We start from the raw sequence: 20,605 nt of genomic DNA on the forward strand, positions 1-20,605 counted from the left end.
AAGAGCCGACCGCCGCTTCAACTTGCGAATCGCGATTACCTCGGTGAACCGGCGCGATGGAAAGAAGGGGCTTTCGATAGCTTGGAGGATTTTCGATCTTGCCAATCTTGGCTTATCGATTCTCGCCATCATGCCTAGAGCGAATCGACGTAGGGCTTAAGCAGGTCGGCGGTCTCCAACAGTCCAGCCGCTTCCATCCGCAACAATAACGCTTCGGCGGTCATTGACGGTTTTTTCAGGCGCTCGCGCATCTGCCGAATCGCGACGATCGCAAGACCTTCATCAAGTGCGATGGTGTCTGCGATGAACGCATCCGCCGACTTCGCTTCCATATTGAGCCCAGAGAGAATCGCGGCCGGAAAATGCTTGAGATTTTCGGTCACGATCATCGCGGCCTGAGTTTTGACGGCCGCAGCGATGACGTGTGCGTCGCCGGGATCGGGTAGGCCAGATGCGGGAGGCAGAAAGTTGTCAAAGTCCGTTACCATAGCATCTTCGAACGCTGCTTCCATGTTGGCGCGCGCCCGTCTCGCCTGCTCAGCCGCGTTGCTTTCGCCCTTGTCGCTGAGAAGTTTTTCAATTGTTGCTTCGGTCTCGTCGAGGATGCGGCTCGACCAGCGGAGGCGGAAAAAACCCGCCTCCGCCAGCGACAGCAGCAAATTCCGTCTCAACGGGCTGACGAGGGTGCAGGCATCAACCAGCGCGGTGAACCGATTGGCAAACAAGGCTTACATGTGCTTCGCATCAAACTCGGCGAGATCAGCCAGCGCCTTGCTTCGCTTCTCGTCGCGCACACGCTTGTAGGCAAACAAATCCTCTGCCTTGACCCTGCGATGGCGCCCGGTCATCGTGAACGGAATGTCGCCCCGCTCAAGCAGAGAGATCAGGAACGGGCGAGAGACATTCAGGATGTCGGCAGCCTGCTGCGTGGTCAGCATCTCGTGCACTGGCACGAGCGTCACCGCGTCACCCCGCGCGATGTGTCGCAATAGCTCCATCAACAGGGCAGACAGCGCCGGAGACAGGATGACCTCGGCAGGCTTCTGATCTTCATCGAGCACGCGCAGCTTGGCGTCGCCATCGACGTGGGACGCTAGTATTTGGCGAAGCCGATTGGCCGCCGCCTTCTCGCTTGCGGAAGGCAGCCGATCCGCTCCTAGCTCTTGGGCATAGGCTGGCATAGTCATGATGGTTCTCCCCTTGAGGGACCTCTCTACACCTCAATCGAAATAAACGCAATATAAGAAATAAACGCAACGCGCTGAGGTTCCCTCGGATGCATCGACCCGGCGAAAAACCGCCACCGAGCTATGCAGCTTCTTTGGTGTGGACCACGACGTTCGGTGTGCCCAGGCGATTTGTGAGTTTTTCGCGGGAGCGCTCGTTCTATCTCAAGTAATTGATTATGTTGGATTTTTTGGTGGACGCACAAGGGATCGAACCTTGGACCTCTCCCGTGTGAACAACAATCTGTAGACCCTAGTCAACCAAGCTCAGCCATAGTAGGATGGTGATAAGTCATTTTACTACAGTGGCTTATGACCATTTTGGCCTAAGTGGACCATAATTGGCCATACCGCATTTTGTATGCCCCTGTTGTGCCCGCCGCAGATTTTCCCTTGGGGTACAAAAACGAGGGGAGGTCTGAGACCCGCTTCTGTTTGGGTCCGTTGATCCTTCCTGCGTGGGCACAATGCGAGGGAAAGGCCTGAGACTTGTTCCGTTTGGGCTCGTCATCCTTCTCGCGGGGCACACCGGGGCACAAAAAAGGCAGGGATCATGATGGAGCCGAACAACCACCTGACACTCACCGATACGGTGATCCGTAACGCCACGCTGCCGCCGGGCAAGGCGCAGCATTATCTCCACGATGACAAGCTGCCCGGCCTAGCCCTGCGCATGCGCGCCACCGGCGGCCGGACCTGGGTCTACCTCTTCACCAAGCCGGGCCTGAGGGGGACCCAGCGCAAGACCCTCGGCGCGTGGCCTAGGTATAATGAGAAGGCTGCGCGCAAGGCCGCCACCATCGCCGCGGGCGAGGTCGTCAAGGGCGTGGATCCGAACGACGCGAAACGCGAGGCGAGGCGGCAACAGGCGGCCGAGAATCAGCGCGCCACCCTGGCGACACTCATCGTTGAAGATGGTCCCTACCAGACGTCCTTGACCGGACGTCAGGTCGTCAACTGGAAGCCAGCAATGTCGGCGCTGCGGCGCGGGCTCAAGGATTACGCCGAGAGCGGCGTGGGGGACCTGACCCGGCGGCAGATCATGGCGGCGGTCGACAAGATTGCCAAGACCGGCAAGCGCGGTGCAGCCAAGGACTTGCGCAAGCACACCCACACCTTCCTCGAATGGTGCGTCGGCGAAGGTTACGTCGAGCACAACGTGCTCGCCGGCTATCGCGAGCCCAAGGAAACCCGTGCGCAGAGGGTCGGACGCCGAACGAAGGGCCGCGCGCTGACTGATGAGGAAATCATCAAGGTCTGGCATGCATCCGGCAAGCTCGGGGCTTTTGGTCTCCTGACACGCATGTGCCTACTCGGTGGCCCGCGCCGCAGCGAGCCAACCATGATCGAGTGGCAAAAGCACATCATGGATGACCGCATCACCTTCGATGCGGCATGGACCAAGATGGGCCTGCACCATGACGTGCCGCGCACCCACCTCGTTCACGAGCTGCTCGTCGCCGCGAAACATTTCCAGCGCGCGACGTCCGACTATGTCTTTCCGTCGCCGAAGACCGGTGGCCAGATGTCGGGGTTCACCAAGATGGTCAACCGTCTGGTCAAGGAAGCGGGTGTCGCCAAGTTCACTATGCATGACTTAAGGCGCAGCTTGCGCACCGTCATGTCGCGCTGCGGCTACGACAACGAAATCCAACGGCTGTCTGTCGGTCAAAAGCCAAGTGGAATCGATCAGGTCTACAATCACGACGAACAATGGATCATCCGCAAGATGGCGTTCGAAGCTGCTCATGACTACATTGCTGAGTTGGTCGGCGCGAAACGGGTCGGCAAGGTCGCGCGCCTGCAGCGGACGAATCCGCTCGACCCCATCAAGGCCGAGCTGCTCGGCCGTCTCCGCGAGCATTATGCGGCTGAGGGCGCTTAGTATTCTTATCGCATCTGGCCAGATACTCGCGCACCGCATCGACACGATAGAGCGGACGGCCATCAACGTAGCGCCATTTCAGCGGGTGGTTCGGATCGCGCCGCCACTGCTCCAGCGCTCCGGGTGTGCGCCGGACGACCGCGGCTGCCTCTAATGCCGTCAAATTGGAGCTGCCCGGCAGCGTATCGATATCGAACGTCGCAGGCGGCGGCATGCCACGGTTCTTGCGATAGCGCTTCGTGGCACGCGGCATTTTCCGACTACCTGGCGACCCTAGTGCCTCGATCCGAGTCTTTTCGTCCTTGTCGCCCATGCCTGAACCACGATAGGTCTAGGGCAATAAGATCGTAGCCTTCTCCAGCAAGAAAGAGATCCAGAGCGCAGGTATGGCTGCTGGGTAGCCGTGGCGTACAAATGGGACGAACGGCGGGTATTCTCCCCTTGAGGGCGACGAAGTACACTTTCGATCTCTTAATCAGCGGGTCCCAGGTTCGAGCCCTGGTGCGCCCACCAAACAAATCCAGACCGCGAGAGAAACCGTTTGAGACGACGCTGTGGGGTGCAACTGCCAAAATCAGTCGAGTTCGAAGATCTTGGCGCCAGGGTAGACTCGCCGGGCGTATGAAATGACCAACTCCCGATCCCTAGTCTCCAGGAACGGAGTCCGGATCTGATACGACCCGACGATGATGTACCACAAGCCATTAAGCTTCTGGATAATGACGTTCATTTGAATCTCTGGCCGCCTCAATTGCACGAGCGTAAGCGTGGGGCTTGCAACTATTCCATGAACGCGGCTGTCGGCTTGCTTGGTACATTCAACGTTTTTGCGCTCATGTTTGCTTGCAAGACGTCCAAAATCGCTAGGCTGAAAATTATGGGCAAATAGAAGGCTAGCATGGGTTGCTCCACAAAGCTTCTAATCTTCAGCGAATTAATCGTATGGCCGCAGCTTTCGTTCCGGCACTTTTCTTGACTTTTCCCCAGAGAACCAGGAACAAAACGTCCGCTTCAGAAATTTGCTCTTCCGATGGGCAGGGACTTTTAGGAGTCCCGCATGCGACGCCGTCATTTCCAAGATACGACCTCACTCGAAGTGCGCCTTCGGCATGAGGCTGAGCGTGCCAGACAGCAAGCCAAGATGTTACCACCAGGCGAAGAGCGAGAGCTTCTATTGTGCAAAGCTCGCGACGCTGACAGAGCAATCCGCATCAACGAGTGGCTGACTTCGCCCGGACTACAGTCGCCAAGCTAGGCGAAATATCACTCCAGTACCTCGTACTCAAAAGCCGCTGTGCGCGTCGAGTGACGCGAACGGCTCGCGCTTCTTGATCGGTCGCGCGCCTCGAGGATCGGCTCACCGCGCCGCTAAGCGATGGCGAAGTGACTGCGCCAGGGCAATCCAGGTGATGCCATACAAGGCGAACGGGAGAGTTGGTGAGCAGAGAGAGCTAAGGTGGCCGCAAATTGGCGGCGCTATACAACACCACGCCAATGCAGCTGCAACTCTATGTGCGCTCTTTCGTATGTTGCCGGCGAGGCGCTCCATAGCCGCCAGAACCGGTCCCGGGGGCTTACGTTCAGGCGCCGAGGGGTTACGAATTGCCCTAGCGAACGCAGCATGCAATAAGTAGCAACTTTAACGCTTGGCGGGGATCGTCGCACGGTATGGTTGGTCTGGTCGAGGCGGCGCCTGCCTATTTGAATGGCGTGGCCGCATTGCTTTTTATCTTCGTTTTTCCAGGGGCCGCGCTCGTTCACAGTTTATCTCTGACCGATTTTTCTCAGAGATGGCTCACGGGATGCGTGGGAAGCATTGCCGCAAACTACCTCGTGGTTACCCTTGTCGCTCAGCTCAGGCTGAATCCGCTTCTGACATATCGCACATTTGTTGCGGTGACGATGTGCATCCTGATTTACATGACGCTGCGCCGCGTCCGCACTACGCCGCCCTTACGAGGCGTATCGGAGATCTCGCGATTGGAGACGGGCTGGCTCTTGGGGGCCATCGTCGTCGTGGCTCTCACCTACTTCAACATCTGGAAGCATGGTGTTCCGAACGTATTCCATGGCGGCGACGTCTCGGTCAGCTGGAACGTATGGTCGCTGGTATGGGCGGAAGGCCGTTTCCCGACGGGGTCCTACGGCTATCCGCAATTCATCTCCACCTTGTGGGCCGTGACGTATATCTTCACCGGATCCGATATCCAGTACTTTGCCTTCTACGTCTACATCGTGCTCATCATTGTCCCTCTTGTGCTGACGATCGGAATACTGGGCCGCGTTTCCGCGCTCGTTCCGGCTGCAGCGCTGGTGGCGTATGTCTGGTTCATAGCCGAGATCCGGCAACCCTGGTTGAGGCAAACCCTCCAGATAGGCTACCCAGACTGGGTGGCTGCGGTCTTTTGCTTCTGCGGAATATTGCTGTTTCTCTTTGGCAGTGGGCCTCAAACCGATGATGACCAGCCCGCCCTTCCGCTCCTTTCGCTGAGCATGCTGCTGATAGCGGCTTCCACCAAGCCGCTTTACGGCTTGTTCGCGTTGTCCGTCCTGGCGGCCGTCTGCACCGACGCGGTCAGGTATTTATCGCCGGTAAAGCGGAAGAAGACCTTTATTGCAGCCATCGGCCTCGTGCTCGTCTTCGCGGCGGCCTACGCCATGAGCTATTTGCATCTGACGGTGCGGTCGATGCCGAACTATCCGGTGGCAGAGCTTTCGGAGCGACTTTCACGAGCATTCGGGCTGTTCGGCACCAGCTTCACCATCATTTTTCGGGTGATGATTCTCGCTGGCCTTCTGCTCTGTCCGTTCTTGCCGCGGGTTCGATGGCTGATGTTGTCTCTGGTGATCGGAATCGGGGTATGGGCGAATACGGCAAGCTATGATCTGCGTAACGTGCTCGGATTCCTCCTAGTCAGCGCTTTCATTGCAATTTATTCCGCGACTCGCGTATTGGAGCCTGCATCGATGCGTTTGCTGCGCGAACGGGTAGTGACCGACAGAGCCGTGATCATCGGCGTGACTACCCTGTCGCTCGGACTGACGTTACCGTTGGCCTTGGACGACAACGGAATGAAAGAGAGATTCGCCAGGGACCAGTTGCGCGGAGGCAGGGGCGTTGAGTTTAATCAGAAGATTGGCGAGTTGCTGAAAAACGGCTGTACCGTTTTTGAATCAGATGGATACGTCCCGACAATTTCTGCGTTTGGTCCCTTTCGTGACCAGATCCAATTCTTCCATTATCCAGAGCCGCTGACTGGCGCCTTCGTCGAGCGTTTCGACGGGCCGGAGCCGTGCAAGGCGATCGTCTTTCCGCCCAAGTCAACTCATCCCGCCACGTTGGAGTTTATACAAGTGACGGAAAACTCGACCGCCTATCGCAAGGTATATGAAGCGAGCGAGCCCGGCTTCCTGATCTTCGAGCGAGCCGCTGATTAGACTCTGCCCTTGCGCGACACCACGCAGTATTGGGTCAGAACAAGTGGCCACAAGATACGAGAGGACTCGATTTGGCCCAGGCCTGCGACGGCCTGCTGAAACTCCTGCAACTGCAGGGGCCGCTCGTCGTGAAATATCCAATTGTTCGTGGCTTCGGCCAACGCGCGAACGCAACGGTAGAGCCACGTGGGGGTAGGGAACGTGATGAGCGCGGTCCCGCCGATGCGCAGGTAGTTGAAATGGGCTTGGATGGCGCGAGCCGTGCCCTCCGGGCTGAAATGTTCGACTAATCCGACGCTGAAGACAACGTCATACACACCTTGTACCGGCGGAGCCCCGAGGACATCGCCCTGCTGCACCGTCACGCGCGCATCATTCGGATAACGTGATTTGAGCAAATCAAGGCCAAGGCGGTTGCTGTCGATGACGTCATAACGAGCCGGGCCCACCTCCGTCAGGATCTTGTCGATGAAGCAGCTATTGGCACCACCCAGCTCGAGGATATTGGCTCCCGATCCGCCATGTACCCGGATCTGCTCCACCAGCACGGACGCCGTGTATCTACGGGTCAGCGACGCGGTCCTGTACGGCTTAGCGTAGTAGCTGTTCCAGTCTGTGTGGGTGGGCTTCAAACCTCGCTCCATCTGCGGAAGATGATGTCTCGCAGGAACATGAAATTGAAGATCCAGATCACCAGGTCGACGACAGCCTTTGCCAGCAAAGGCGACTGCGCAATATGCGTGGTAAACTGGATCTGCGCAATCGACGAGATGTAGCCCGAGAAAAATACGTACGCAACGTACGCCGCAAAGGTAGCCAGCCCCGCCTTGGTTTTGAACACGTACTTCTTCAGCAGCATGAACTGGATCCAGAGCGCGAAGCCGCGGCCACCCATATTCGCGGTAAGCACCGGCACATTGCTGCTTGTCAAAACATAGAACGCGATGAAGTCGGCGATGGCGGTCGCAATGCTGGAAATCGCGTAGCGGACGAGAACGAAATAGATCCGGAAGGAGTCCAGGACCGGATTGAAATGGGAGGCACGATTGTCATCGATATAGATCGTCTGGATGGGGATTTGGCGCATTGGAAGACCTTCCTGCTTTGCGACGATCAGCTGCTCGGTCTCGTACTCGTAGCGGTTTGCGCGAACATGAAGGCTTGCAGCCATAAGTTTGCGTGGAATGCCTCGGAGACCGGTCTGGGTGTCCGAAAGTTTGAGCCCAAGCAGTAGCCGATAGACGTAGCGGGAAACCACATTGCCTAATCGGCTTCTGAATGGGACACGCTTGCCGAAGTGGCGACAGCCGAGAATCATGTGGTCGGGCTGCTGACAAAACTCGTCTCGAAGCCGAATAATGTCTTTGGCTGAATGCTGGCCGTCGGCGTCGGCCGTGATAATGCCGATGCACTCCGGGTACTCGAGCAGGATATGGTTCATCCCATGCTTAAGCGCGGCACCCTTTCCAAGATTGATGGCGTTTCGAAGCAGCGTCACGGCCGGCACTGCATTAACGGCTTCAAAGACGTCCGCGTGGATCGGGTCGCTTCCATCATCGACCACCACAATCGGTGTGGAGGCATCCAACTGGCGAAGTGAGTTTAGCAACCCTGGGAAGACTGCCGTTGGCCGATAGGAAGGAAATAGGAGGACAATCTTATCCATAAGCCTAATCGCGGTTAAGTAGCATGAGTGATCGTCTGCGCTCTATCGACGGTCCGGGTGCCATACCTCGAAGGGGAAGGCTTCTGCTTGCCCAGCGAAAGTTCAGATCGCGGCGAAGGCCGTCGCTGAGCGGCCCTTGCTCAGTGCGAACCAAAAAAATATCGCGAACTGATCGCTCCCAAGCTAGTGCCCCTGACCGTGCAAGTCCTTCAGCTTCCGTACGTAGTATCCCTGCCTCTGAAGCGCCGAATTAATCTCATCACTGAGTCTGGTAACCTTCTTCCTGCTCTTGCGCCATTGCCCCTGTGCTCCAACAGGCGGCATTGGAAATCCTTTCTTCACAACGAGCAGATCACGTTTAGTGCTTAAGTATACGTCCACCATGCGCCCCTCCATAAACGACTGAGTTTATCGCCTTGTGAGCGAAATCGCTGGCTGCAAATCGCGTCCTGTGAATGGTGGGGACAACTCCCGGCTGTATCCTCGCAGTGGCCAATTTCTGCTTGGATGTTGCTCGCATGTTACCGGCAGATACCAACGACTATCTCGACGAGTACGAGCAGGATGTGAGAGGTCGTCGCCGCCTGTAACGGTGATCTGCGCAGCGCAATTAAGGCTTTGCTGCTCCTTAATAGGCAGTTGGAGTACAAACTGCACGGAGTAAGCGCAGAGAGAGCACCTCGCTCAAGGTCATCAACGGCTGAACTAAAATCCGGCTCGGCTTGGTGGTGATTGAGTAGGGATTGCACATGCTCGCCTCAGTGTTCGCCCGGACATCCAACCGAAGGCGCGCCGGCGGCACAAGGGCTCGACAAATTGCTTGGTTGACCGAGGTCCTGGTGATGGAACGGCAAGACGCGCCAAAGGTCGAGTGCAATCGCTGCAAGACCCGCGCAAGCCGCCGCGGACGCAATCCGCCGGCAGCGGGATACCACGCTGTGAAAGCTCGTGGCTTCGCTCAAGTGAGTGTCGGTCCTGCCGGAAGGGGCTGTCAGGCGGTCAATGGCCTATCGGCTTGTCTTTATCCGCCTTTCACCGCGATTGGGGACACGCGCAAGCAGATATTTGTACCGAATCGGTGGGGCGGACTTTTACTATCTCTTGCTATCTCAAACAGCGGATCGTTCGTGCGAATATTTTGTCCAAAAGCGATTTGGAGGGGTCTTGTCAGAAAAGCCTTACGTCAGCAAAACCATTCCATGGTGGGGCGCGCGCAAATTTGCGCGTGGCCTTCAGGAAAAGATTGAAGCGCTCAGCCAACAACTCGCGACTGAGAAAGCGAAGACCGACAGACTAGCCGACATCGCGCAAGACCTCGTTAGAGACGCGAAGGAGATTCAAGCGGAGAATGAACGGCTCAAATCTCAGATGGGCGAGTTGGGGGTGCTGCCGGTCGCCGAGCTAGAAGTGAAGCGCGCAGATTTAGCCAGCGAAGTTGACGCGCTGACTAAGCGTCTTGCGTCTGAGCGCGCATCAATCGAGCAAGAGCGTGCCGTGTTGCAAAAGCAAATATCCGACGCTCGACAAACGATAGTCGAGACGCGCGAGATCGCTCTTCTTCAGGAAGCCGGCATCTATGAATACAATCATCCCTTAAGGGAGGTCGTTGGCTACGAAAGCGCGTTGAAGCGGCTCCACGACGCCATCAAGGTCGCCGTCAAGTCTGACGGCGGCGCGATACAGTGTGCCACAAATTGGGAGGTAAACGGTTCTCAGTCCGAGGGGAAGAAGATGGTGCGTGAAATATCAAAACTTATGTTGCGCGCCTTCAATGCCGAGGTCGACGCAATCATCCGCGCGCTCAAGCCCTACAAGCAGGAAAGTGCAATTGATCGTTTGCGAAAGGTAGAGGAAACCATTCGACGACTTGGCAAAACAATGCAGATACAAATTTCCCCAAGTTATTTCCAATTGAGGACCGACGAAATCAAGCTTACGTCCGACTACCTTCAGAAGCAGGCCGAAGAAAAGCAGGTTGAGCGTCAAGAGCGTGAGCGGATGCGCGAAGAACGCAAGGCACAACAGGAAATGGAACGCGAGCGGGCTAAGCTGGAGAAGGAGCGGCAGCACTATGAAAATGCTCTGGATGCCTTGATAGCGAAAGGCGACGAAACAGGTGCCAACCGAGTGAGAGAACATCTTAACGAAGTCGCGAAAGCGATGGAAGATGTCGACTTCAGAGCCGCAAACATTCGGGCCGGATATGTCTACGTGATCTCTAACATCGGCTCCTTCGGAGAGAAGATGGTGAAAATCGGAATGACGCGGCGACTGGATCCGATGGATCGCATTCGCGAATTGAGTGATGCGTCAGTACCGTTCAATTTCGATGTCCATGCGTTGTTCTTTTCGAAGGACGCAGTTGGAATTGAATCAGCCATGCACGATCGATTGGCAGACGTCCGAGTGAATGCTATCAATCACCGCCGGGAGTTTTTCCATGTGACAGCCGAGGAAGCAAAAGCGCACCTCACTGGGTTGGCGGGCGAATTATTGCAGTTTGATGAGACGGCGGAAGCTCTGGAGTATCGCCAGACGCTTAGGCTCGCGCAGAATGCGAGCAGGCCAATTGCCATCTAGGATAATCCGGCAACTGCGAGCGCGGAGGTCGTGCAAGGCACCGAGAGCGATGCAACAGGACCATCAGGCATCGTTAGGCGGATATCGTCGCGGAAGGGCCCCGTGCAACTTAGCTGCGGCACTCATCAATCCGGTGAGGGGCAAGGGCCTGATCCCCAAGTTCGCCAAATGTCGAGGTTGACCGAGGGCTAGCGATCAGGCGCTGCGGCCGGATTCTTTTGCCGGTAGCCCGGTAATGTAGTCGGCGGCATCGCGAAGGGTGACCAGCTGTCTGCCGTTCGGCAGCACTATCGGTTCGGTAAACTCAGCGGACCAGGGCACCTTCTATCAGGTTTTTGGCGCACGGCGTTGAGCGCGGCGTGCTTCGGCTTCCGGTATCGGCGGCGGCGGTTGAATCGCGCGGGTGTTTCCGCGCTGAACCGTCTTATTGTCCAGTGTGCCGAGGACACGGTATTTCACCGCGACGCGCATGACTGGATTCATGCTTTCGTATCCAAGAAGCGCGGCTACCTCATTGAGTGCGTGACAACCCACATTCTCTATGGGACAGGCACGATGAATGTGGCCAGCCAGCGCGTTCTGGTCACAAGGCAGGCCGCGTGACGACGGCTTTAGTTGCGGCAACCGGGCCCGCGCGATCACGGCGCTCTTAAGCGCGCAAAATTCCTGGCGCTGGACTGCTCCCATCTTGGGAACCTTGTGCGCGAGCTTCAGTCCAAAGACCCTTCCATCCGAAAGGAGGCCGCCGCCTTGGAAGATGCCATCAGGGCAGGCGATCACATTCTGGTTCTTAGCTTGCACCACTTCCAGGAGTTGTTGGTTCATAGCGACAATGACGTTGTCGCACCACGCATGAGCCTTCTTCGGTCCTTGCCGCTCGTAGCCCTCGTCGCGTCCAGGCGCAAGATGGTGTCGCGGCATCAGTGCTCAATATCCAGACCGCGGAAGTTCTCGCCGCATTCCGGCACCCGGATGCAACGCCACGGATGATCCGGGATGAAGTTGCGGCCGGGATGTTTCAGCTGGTGTCCGGAATGGAAGCGGCGCGAGCACAACGGTCTCGCGCTGGATTGGCCCCAATACTCGAAGGGCAGATATCACGAAGCTCAGCGCGAGGCTGAGGGCGCGGGCCAGGGACTCTGGAACGGCAGCTACGTCGACCCGTGGGCTGTATCGTGCATGCATCCGCGCGGAAAGCTGTCCGCCTGTTCGGACGACGCAAATGCCCATCCTTGATGATCCGAGGCGTCAATCCACAAGGTACGATGGCCGATCAACGCATTTACGCAGGTGGCTCTAGCGCGGTCTGGGCGACTCACGCTACCCGATCATTCCCAGCCACCTAACTGCACAATGGAAATGAAATGGTTGCAGCCTCCCGTGAACTGCCGGCCTCCGGTTACGCGCTTGAAGTGGACGGCCGACTCAAAGCCGAATTTGCAACCAGAGACGGCGCCAGGGCAGGTGGAGAAGAACTAAAGAAACGTTTTCCCATGCTTCGGATCAGGATCTATGACGCGCAGACGAATGCGCGTGAGGAAATCTAGATCCTCCGACTCAAGTCTTAGCGGAGTTGTTTCGCTTGCGCGCGTGCGGGCAATGCCGCAACGGGCTCTCGTGAACCGAGCCGCGCGGTGTCTCGGCCGTGCGGCGTCGATCCCTCGCCCAAAGAGTGCGGAGCTCCTCGCCGGGGGCACTCGGGAAAGGGGGCCCGCCGTTATAGAGCATGCCGGCGTTGCTATCACTGCCCCGTTCCCGGGTACCCTCTTAACCGGTCTCGTCGCTGCACTCGGTCCCGCGTGCCGCCTTCGGCGTCGCTTTGCTCACGCTCCTGCGCGTGCCATTTTCCGTTGAGGCGACGCGCCGTTGGCGCACGCCTGATCGGGGCCTGCGGCCCTAGGCACCTCAAGGGTCAAGTCCATGAAGAATCGGAGGGAAGGCGGGCCGCGTCGCAGATTTCGCATTCTCTCACTTGTGTGCGTGTGGCGACGGCCAAGCAGGGCTCTCGCAGCCGAAGCACGCCGCCGCGTGGTCACACGGCGTCGATTCCTCGCGAAAGCGGCTCAGAGTATAGAGTGTCGGCCGGGTTTTGCCGTGACGGGTTACTGGCTGCGAGAGAGGCTCGCGGCGCCCGTCGCGGAGACCCGCGATGTCCAGACACTATCTTCGGGCGCGCACCGGTGATGACCGGACAAGCCTTTATGACGAAATCACCAACAAGATTATCGGCGAACTTGAGGCCGGCCGAGTGCCGTGGGTGCAGCCCTGGGGTACCGCGGCGGCGAAGGCTTCTTTGGCCATGCCGAAAAGCGCCGCAACCGGCCGTCAATACAGCGGCGTCAACGTTCTAATCCTCTGGGGGGCTGCTACCGAACGCGCATTCACAGGTCAGAGCTGGCTTACCTTCCGCCAGGCGCTGTCGCTCGGTGGTCACGTCCGCAAGGGCGAGCGCGGGACTACTGTTGTCTATGCCGACCGCTTTGTACCAGTTGACGAAAAGCGGCGCGCGAGCGAAACAGGCGACGAAGCGCAGGCCATCCCATTCCTCAAGCGCTTCACGGTCTTCAACACTGATCAGTGCGACGACTTGCCTTCGGACGTCGCAACGACAGCGCCGCCTCCGCCACCAGGCCTGATCGAGCCAAAAGTCGAATACCTGATCAAGGCGACCGGGATCGACTTCCGCATTGGTGGCAACCGCGCCTTCTATGTTCCGGCGGAAGATTACGTGCAGGTGCCGCCACCGCAAGCCTATTTCGAGCCGATCAACTGGCACCGAACGGCCTTACATGAGTTGGCACATGCCAGCGGCCACGCATCACGTCTAAACCGCGACTTGTCGGGCAGCTATGGCAGCAAGAAGTATGCCTTCGAAGAATTGATCGCGGAGATATCGTCCGCATTCGGTTGCGCCTCGCTCGGTATTGTGCCGACAGTGCGGCACGCCGACTATATCGGCTCCTGGCTTGAAGTGCTGCGAGAGGACAATCGCGCGATTGTGCGCGCTGCTTCGCAGGCCAGCAAGGTTGCGGATTATCTCCTTGGCTTTTTGTCGGAAACCGTAGTCGACATGACGACGGAGAGAGCGGAGCAGGAAGCGGCGTGAGGTTCTTCTCGGCCACCGCGGGTAAGAGAGTGAGAGGGCAGGGTGGTTTTCCGCGACGGGTCGGAGGCGGAGAAAGAGGCTCTCGGCCGCCCGTCGCGGAAAATCGACATGACGAGGCTATCCAAAAGATCACCCTGTCGCCCTCGCGCGACATTCCGTTCAACAAGCTGGTGCTGAGCCAATCCAATGTCCGTCATGTGAAGGCGGGAATTTCGATCGAGCAACTCGCCGAGAGTGTCGCGCAGCGTGCTCTACTACAGAGCCTCAACGTTCGGGCCGTCGTTGACGTCGAGGGGAACGAGACCGGCATGTTCGAAGTGCCTGCAGGCGGCAGGCGCTTTCGCGCCCTCGGAACTGCTTGTGAAGCAAAAGCGCATGGCGAAGACGCAAGCTGTTCCTTGCGTCGTTTGCGACCGTCAGCATCGATTCGGAAGGACGCCTCTCGGTGGACCGGGGTTATATCCGATCGGAGGACGACATGCCCGCAGTCGATCCTGATGTTGGGCGGGGTGCCGCTACACAGTCGATTGAGCGGCAGGCGACCGGTGCTTCCGTCCAGCGCACGGTTATCGCGGTCGCAGGTAGCGCTGCTGATGCCGAAGAAGATGATGAGGACGCGACCAAACCTCTGCTGGATCGGCTGATCACCGAGCTGACAGCATATCGCACGCTGGCATTGCGGGATGCGCTGGCAGAAAACCCCGCGATCGCGTTCCAGGCGGTGCTGCACAACTTCGTGCTGACGGCTTTTTACCAGCTCCTGGGTTAAGAGAAAGCGCGTCTGCGAAGGCCGTCGAGGCGCGGCATGAGAACTGGAAAGCACGACTGTCCAAGGCCGAGAAAGATCTATGGGATGCACTCACAGCCCTCGACGGCGCCGCACAGGCATCCCTGTTCGCTCATTGTCCGTCATTTGCGGTCAACGCCCTCTATGAACCGGCCAACCGCTACAATCAGGGCCGCGGCCCCGCCCACGGCGTCCGACGCGGCTCGACCTGGCCGATGTGCTGGCGCGGGCGGTCGGGCTCGACATGGTGGAGGCTGGCTGGAGACCGACCGTCGACAACTATCTCGGTCGGGTCACCAAGCCTCGCATTTTGGAGGCGGTGCGGGAAGCAAGAGGGGAATCCTCCGTGCAACCGATCGACCACCTCAAGAAGACCGACATGGCCAAGGAGGCCGAGCGCCTTCTCGATTGTTCGGGCTGGTTTCCGGAGCCGCTACGTCTGCTCGATTCTACCGCGTCGGCAGCGGAAGAGGAGGGTGAGGCGGGCCCATTGCCCGAATTCCTGGCCGGCGACGAGATCGGGAGAACGCCAGCGACGACGATCCGCAACAACTCGACGCGGCTTGAGTGACATCACAGAGCGGGATGGCTCCAGTTTTTGGGACCGGTGCACAGCGCCGGTCTCCTTTTTATTGGCGACGACTGAGAGGCAGAGCCGGACCGGGAAGGGTTTGAATCGCCGCGGTCGTAAGGAGAGCGCCGGGCGGTTCGACCCCTTCCTGCTCTCCCGAGAAATCCTGCCATGACCGAATCTCTCGCCGGCGGCGCCGCCGCTCCTCTCTCGATGCGTGCCGCTGCAAGTCTCACCTCGGCCACCGTCAGGGCCGCGCGACAGCTCTTGATCGATCTGGAGCGGCGCCGACGCATCGATGCCGCCGTCCTGCGTAGCGCCATGGAGGCTGCCTTCGGTGCCTCGGACACGGCCGGCGTCTGGAACTGGAAGACCGCCTATGACGTCTGCGAGGCGACAACAGTTCTTTTCCTTCGCAAGTTCGGTCTGGCCATGCGCGCCAAGGCTGGCTCGACGGCCGCGATGCTGCCAATGCTCGCGAAAATCGTGAGCTGTCTGCCGACCCATACGCGGCGTTCCGAGGACAGTCAGGCGTTTCAGCAATTCTCAACGCCGATCCCGCTCGGGCTGGCCGCATGCACCGCAGCCGACATTATGCCTACCGATCGCGTTCTGGAGCCTTCTGCGGGAACAGGCTTGCTCGCCATTTTTGCCGAGCTCGCCGGCGGCGCTCTGATGCTGAACGAGTTGGCCGAGGCCCGCGCGGCGCTGCTTGCCAACGTTAAGGTCACGCGGTTCGACGCCGCGCAGATCGATGATCACCTCGATGCGAGCGTCGCACCGAGCGTAGTCCTGATGAACCCGCCGTTCTCGGCGGTGGCGAATGTCGATCGACGGATGGCGGACGCGGCTCTCCGGCACATCGCGTCAGCCTTGGCACGCCTTTGCGACGGCGGTCGTCCCGTCGCCAACGTCGGCGAGAACCTTGCACCGGATAGCCCGGCATGGATCGACACCTTTGCTCGCCTCCAGGAACGAGGGCGGGTCGTGTTTTCTAGCGCCATCGACGGCGCCGTCTACGCGACGCACGGAACACAAACCGACACAAGGCTGCTTGTAATCGACAAGCTGCCCGCGGCAGACTCGAAGGCTTTTCCCGCGTCGCCTGGCATGGCAGGCGATGTCGTCACCCTGCTTGACTGGGTGAGCCAGCATGTGCCTCCGAGGTCGCCCGTCTCGACGCCGGTCGTGATCGACGCAGTCTGGCGTCCTACAATGTCGCGATCGAGCGGCACCGTTGCACCACGCCCATCCTCCACTTCAGGAGGTGTCGGGCCAAAAGCTGTAGAACTTACGTACGAGACGGTCGAGTGGTCGCCGCCGGAAGGCGCCCGCCTCACCAATGCGCTCTATGAGGAGTACGGATTGCAGTTGATCCGTATTTCCGGATCTTGCGCACATCCGACCAAGCTCGTGCAGTCCGCGGGGAGGGGGTCCGTTGCGCCACCGAGGCCCTCCTATCGTCCGCACCTGCCTTCGACCCGGCCGGCAGATGGAGTTCTGTCGGACGCCCAGCTCGAGAGCATCATTTATGCTGGCGAAGCCCATTCCGAATTCCTGGCGGGCTCCTGGACGGTCGACGCGGCGTTTGATGTTGTGGCCGCCGCGCGCGACGACGCAGAGAATGTCGGCCGCGGCTGGTTTTTGGGCGACGGTACTGGCGCGGGCAAGGGACGGCAGGTTGCCGGCATCTTGCTCGACAATTGGCTCAAGGGCCGGCATCGTGCGGTGTGGATCAGCAAGCTGATCGAAGATTCGCAGCGCGACTGGTCCGCGCTTGGCATGGAGCGATTGCTTGTAACGCGGCAATCACCCTTTCGCCAGGGCACGCCCATCCGTCTTTCGGAAGGCATCCTATTTACCACCTATGCCACGCTGCGCACCGACGAACGCGGCGAAAAGCTTTCGCGTGTCAGGCAGATCATTGAATGGTTGGGCTCCGACTTCGACGAGAGCCACGCCATGCAGAATGCGGTCGGGGGCAAGGGCGAGCGCAACGACCAGGCGGCCTCCCAGCAGCGACGCGCAGGCCTGAGGTTCCAGCACGCTTTGCCGAATGCTCGCGTGGTTTATGTGTCGGCGACGGGCGCCACCACGGTCCAAAATCTCGGTTATGCCCAACGCCTCGGCCTTTGGGGCGGCGCCGACTTCCCGTTCGCCACTCGTGCCGAGTTCGTCGAAGCGATCGAGGAGGGTGGCGGCGCGACGATGGAGGTGCTGGCGCGCGATCTCAAGGCGCTCAAACTCTATTCGGGCCCGCTTACTCTATCTCGCCCATTCCTTCCCGCTCCAGCTCTATGAGCCCTTTACCGACTCGGAGGGCAACCTCTGCTCCCGGCCTGTCTATCGTGATGGCCAGCCGGTCGTGAGCCGGGAAGCCGTCGCCGCACGTCGCGACCGCCTCATCGAGAAGCTCGCATCACTATCGCCGGTACCTGGCGCGATGGATCAGGTCGTGCAGCGCTTCGGCGCCGATATGGTCGCCGAGGTGACCGGTCGCTCGCGCCGCGTCGTTCGCAAGGGGGACCGGTTGGTGGTCGAAAATCGAGCTGGTTCAGCCAACCTCGCTGAGACCTCGGCCTTCATGGATAATCTCAAGCGTATCCTCGTGTTCTCCGACGCGGGCGGGACGGGCCGGAGCTACCATGCCGAACTGTCGGCCCGGAATCGCCGCTTGCGGGTCCACTACCTGCTCGAGCCCGGCTGGAAGGCCGACGCCGCGATCCAGGGCCTCGACCGCACGAACCGGACCAACCAGGCCCAGCCACCGTTGTTTCGGCCAATCGCCACCGACGTGAAGGCGGAAAAGCGCTTTCTCGGCGCCATTGCCCGCCGGCTCGATACGTTAGGCGCCATCACCCGCGGCCAGCGCCAGACCGGAGAACAGGGCCTGTTCCGGCCCGACGACAATCTCGAAAGCCAGTATGGGCACGACGCGTTGCGTCAACTCTACACGCTGCTGGCTCGAGGCAAGGTCGACGGCTGCTCGCTCGAGAGGTTCGAGGATGCGACCGGCCTGAAGTTGACGGATGCCAATGGGCTCAGGGATGACCTGCCGCCGATCACGACCTTCCTGAACAGGCTGCTCGCTCTCACCATCGACCTACAGAATGTCCTGTTCACTACCTTCGAGCAGCTCTTGTCCGCCCGGATCGAGGGCGCGGATGCATCCGGCACCTACGACGTCGGGCTGGAAACGCTCCGCGCCGAAAGCTTTGTCGTCACCGACCGGCGGACGATCTATGTCCATCCGGGCACCGGTGCCGAAACTCGGCTGATCACGATCACGCAGCGCCAGCGCAACCATCCTGTGGGTCTGGATGACGCTCTTGCTCGTGTCTCCGATCGCAACGCTATCCTGCTGATCAATGAGCGCTCGGGACGAGCCGCCGTGCAGGTCCCGACGCCGAGCGTCATGCTTGACGACGGCGAGATTGAGCGGCGCGTCCGCCTGATCCGGCCGACGGAGCAGCACAGGGTCCCTTTGAGCATGATGGTGGAAAGCCATTGGGTCGAAGCGGACCGTAAACGCTTCTCCGCGGCCTGGCTGACGGAGCTGGCCGAGGTGCCCGAGTTCACGGAAAGCACGATCCACGTCGTGGCGGGCTTGCTGCTCCCAATCTGGAAGCGGCTACCGAACGAATCGACTCGCGTCTATCGGCTTCAAACAGACAAAGGCGAGCGCATCATCGGCCGCAAGGTTTCTGCCGCGTGGGTCGCAAACGTCCTTGCGACGGACGCGCCCGCGCGGACGTCGGACGCTGCCTTTGTCGCGCTGATGGAAGGACGCACCGTCCTCGACCTCGCGGAGGGACTCCAGCTTCGCCCTGTCCGGGTGATGGGCGCATACCGCATCGAACTGTCGGGATTCAACGACACGATGCGCGATCGCCTCAGGGCTTATGGCCTGTTTGGGGAGATCATCTCCTGGAAGCTGCGCATGTTCGTGCCCACGGACGCAAGCGGCGTCGAGATCCTGTCGAGGGTGCTCGACAGCTATCCGGTTGCGCGCATCGACGAGCGGGAGGCCGCGTGATGCCACGCGACGCCTCCGAACTGGCACGACGCCTTGCGCGCGAGGCCGAGGCTGTGTGCCGACACTATCTCTCCAATGGCAAGCGGGAGGGGCGGTACTGGCTAGTCGGCGACGTTCACAACACGCCGGGCCGCTCGCTATTTGTGCGGCTCCAGGAATCACCGAAGGGCCCCGCCGGCAAGTGGACCGATGCTGCGACCGGGGAACATGGCGATCTTCTCGACATCATCCGCGAAAGCCTGGGCTTGCGCGATTTCCGCGAGCTCGCAGAGGAGGCGAGGCGATTTCTGAAGTTGCCTCGTCTTGAGCGGCAACTGACCCCGAAACCCGTTCGTTCAGCAGTGTCGACCGGATCGCAGGAAGCCGCCCGACGGCTGTTTGCTATTTCCGGTCCGATCGAGGGGACGGTGGTTGAAACGTATTTGCAGCGCCGCGGAATAGCCAACATCCACCATGGTGGCAGCCTCCGTTTCCACCCACGTTGCTACTATCGGCCAGACGAGCATTTGCCGACCGAAACCTGGCCGGCGATGATTGCCTCCGTCACGGACCTCGATGAACGGATCACCGGCGTGCACCGCACCTGGCTCGATCCAGACGGCTTTGATCGCGTACGGCTCGGCAAGGCCCCGATCGACACGCCACGACGGGCCCTCGGCGACCTACTCGGCAACGCCGTTCGCTTCGGCGTGGTGGACGACGTGCTCGCTGCCGGCGAGGGTATCGAGACCATGCTGTCGCTGCGTTGCATACTGCCGACCTTGCCGATGACCGCTGCGCTTTCGGCCAATCACCTCTCAGCGATGTTGCTACCGTCTGGCCTGCGGCGGCTCTACATTGCCCGCGACGCCGATGCCGCCGGAGATGCCGTACAGGCTATCCTCACCCAGCGTGCGGAAGCCGTCGGCGTTGAAGCGATCGCTCTGTCGCCCCGGCTGGGCGATTTCAACGAAGATCTTCACATCTTCGGCCTCGATGCCCTCCGAGCAGCCTTGCGGCTTCAACTCGTGCCGGAGGACGTCGTCCGTTTCCTGCGTTCGTCGACGGTAACCGCGGAATAGCTACGGTGCTCGATCGTGGTCGACAGGTCGGTCGCGGCGAGGCCAATGCCGGAAGAGGACGCGACCTCGGCCTTCTAGAGGGCGATCGGACGGCAAGCGGGTGCGGGCCGGCAATGGCTGCGTCCGGCTATTTTCCGCCGCGCGCCGGCGATGAGAAGACATATTAGCCATCTGGCGAGCGCGCTTTGCATCGCGAAGCAAAATAGCCGGCCTTCGCCATCCTCCGCTGCGCTTTGGCCCTCCGCTCCG

Annotated in this window: 11 protein-coding genes and 2 pseudogenes; 8 read left to right on the forward strand and 5 right to left on the reverse strand. The window is 59.8% G+C overall.

Annotated features, from left to right (window positions below; all coding sequences use genetic code 11):
* Window positions 1–134: 134 nt before the first annotated feature.
* Both ACVJGD_RS37940 and ACVJGD_RS37945 read right to left on the reverse strand, forming a co-directional pair.
* Window positions 135–725, reverse strand: coding sequence for a PIN domain-containing protein (locus tag ACVJGD_RS37940; protein ID WP_456638996.1), 591 nt, complete (start codon window positions 723–725; stop codon window positions 135–137).
* A gap of 3 nt (window positions 726–728) precedes the next feature.
* A complete protein-coding gene (locus ACVJGD_RS37945) occupies window positions 729–1,187 on the reverse strand; it encodes an excisionase family DNA-binding protein (protein WP_456638997.1) in 459 nt (152 codons plus the stop codon).
* 592 nt (window positions 1,188–1,779) lie between these two features.
* Between ACVJGD_RS37945 and ACVJGD_RS37950 the strand changes: the two genes are divergently transcribed.
* Together ACVJGD_RS37950 and ACVJGD_RS37955 are read left to right on the forward strand one after the other, a co-directional pair.
* Entirely contained in the window at window positions 1,780–3,111 is a 1,332-nt protein-coding gene (locus ACVJGD_RS37950) for a tyrosine-type recombinase/integrase (RefSeq protein WP_456638998.1), read from the forward strand.
* A gap of 1,668 nt (window positions 3,112–4,779) precedes the next feature.
* Window positions 4,780–6,549, forward strand: coding sequence for a hypothetical protein (locus ACVJGD_RS37955; RefSeq protein ID WP_456638999.1), 1,770 nt, complete (start codon window positions 4,780–4,782; stop codon window positions 6,547–6,549).
* Here ACVJGD_RS37955 and ACVJGD_RS37960 read toward each other — a convergent pair.
* Both ACVJGD_RS37960 and ACVJGD_RS37965 read right to left on the reverse strand, forming a co-directional pair.
* On the reverse strand, window positions 6,546–7,181 hold the full coding sequence (locus ACVJGD_RS37960) for a class I SAM-dependent methyltransferase (protein WP_456639000.1): 636 nt from the start codon (window positions 7,179–7,181) through the stop codon (window positions 6,546–6,548). The genes ACVJGD_RS37955 and ACVJGD_RS37960 overlap by 4 nt on opposite strands.
* The gene (locus ACVJGD_RS37965) at window positions 7,178–8,215 is read right to left on the reverse strand and encodes a glycosyltransferase (protein WP_456639001.1); all 1,038 of its coding nucleotides are present in this window, start codon (window positions 8,213–8,215) and stop codon (window positions 7,178–7,180) included. The genes ACVJGD_RS37960 and ACVJGD_RS37965 overlap by 4 nt, the downstream gene beginning before the upstream one ends.
* 1,164 nt (window positions 8,216–9,379) lie before the next feature.
* On the opposite strand from ACVJGD_RS37965, the gene ACVJGD_RS37970 reads away from it, so the two are divergent.
* Window positions 9,380–10,795 (forward strand): DUF4041 domain-containing protein, encoded by a 1,416-nt coding sequence (locus ACVJGD_RS37970; RefSeq protein WP_456639002.1) that lies wholly within the window; start codon window positions 9,380–9,382, stop codon window positions 10,793–10,795.
* Window positions 10,796–11,122: 327 nt separating this feature from the next.
* Here the strand turns inward: ACVJGD_RS37970 and ACVJGD_RS37975 are convergent, their stop codons facing one another.
* The gene (locus tag ACVJGD_RS37975) at window positions 11,123–11,716 is read right to left on the reverse strand and encodes a hypothetical protein (protein WP_456639003.1); all 594 of its coding nucleotides are present in this window, start codon (window positions 11,714–11,716) and stop codon (window positions 11,123–11,125) included.
* Between the two features lie 443 nt (window positions 11,717–12,159).
* Between ACVJGD_RS37975 and ACVJGD_RS37980 the strand changes: the two genes are divergently transcribed.
* The 5 genes and pseudogenes from ACVJGD_RS37980 to ACVJGD_RS38000 all read left to right on the forward strand — a co-directional run bounded on the left by ACVJGD_RS37980 (window position 12,160) and on the right by ACVJGD_RS38000 (window position 20,356).
* A complete protein-coding gene (locus tag ACVJGD_RS37980; protein WP_456639004.1) occupies window positions 12,160–12,342 on the forward strand; it encodes a hypothetical protein in 183 nt (60 codons plus the stop codon).
* 602 nt (window positions 12,343–12,944) lie between these two features.
* On the forward strand, window positions 12,945–13,901 hold the full coding sequence (locus tag ACVJGD_RS37985; RefSeq protein ID WP_456639005.1) for an ArdC family protein: 957 nt from the start codon (window positions 12,945–12,947) through the stop codon (window positions 13,899–13,901).
* Window positions 13,902–14,020: 119 nt separating this feature from the next.
* Window positions 14,021–15,255, forward strand: a pseudogene (locus ACVJGD_RS37990) (ParB/Srx family N-terminal domain-containing protein).
* 175 nt (window positions 15,256–15,430) lie between these two features.
* Window positions 15,431–19,295 (forward strand): annotated as a pseudogene (locus ACVJGD_RS37995) (strawberry notch C-terminal domain-containing protein).
* Window positions 19,295–20,356, forward strand: a complete 1,062-nt coding sequence (locus tag ACVJGD_RS38000) for a DUF7146 domain-containing protein (protein WP_456639006.1) — start codon at window positions 19,295–19,297, stop codon at window positions 20,354–20,356. Before ACVJGD_RS37995 ends, ACVJGD_RS38000 begins: the two are co-directional and overlap by 1 nt.
* Window positions 20,357–20,605: the final 249 nt, after the last annotated feature.

The sequence above is a fragment of the Bradyrhizobium sp. USDA 10063 genome (assembly GCF_054063735.1).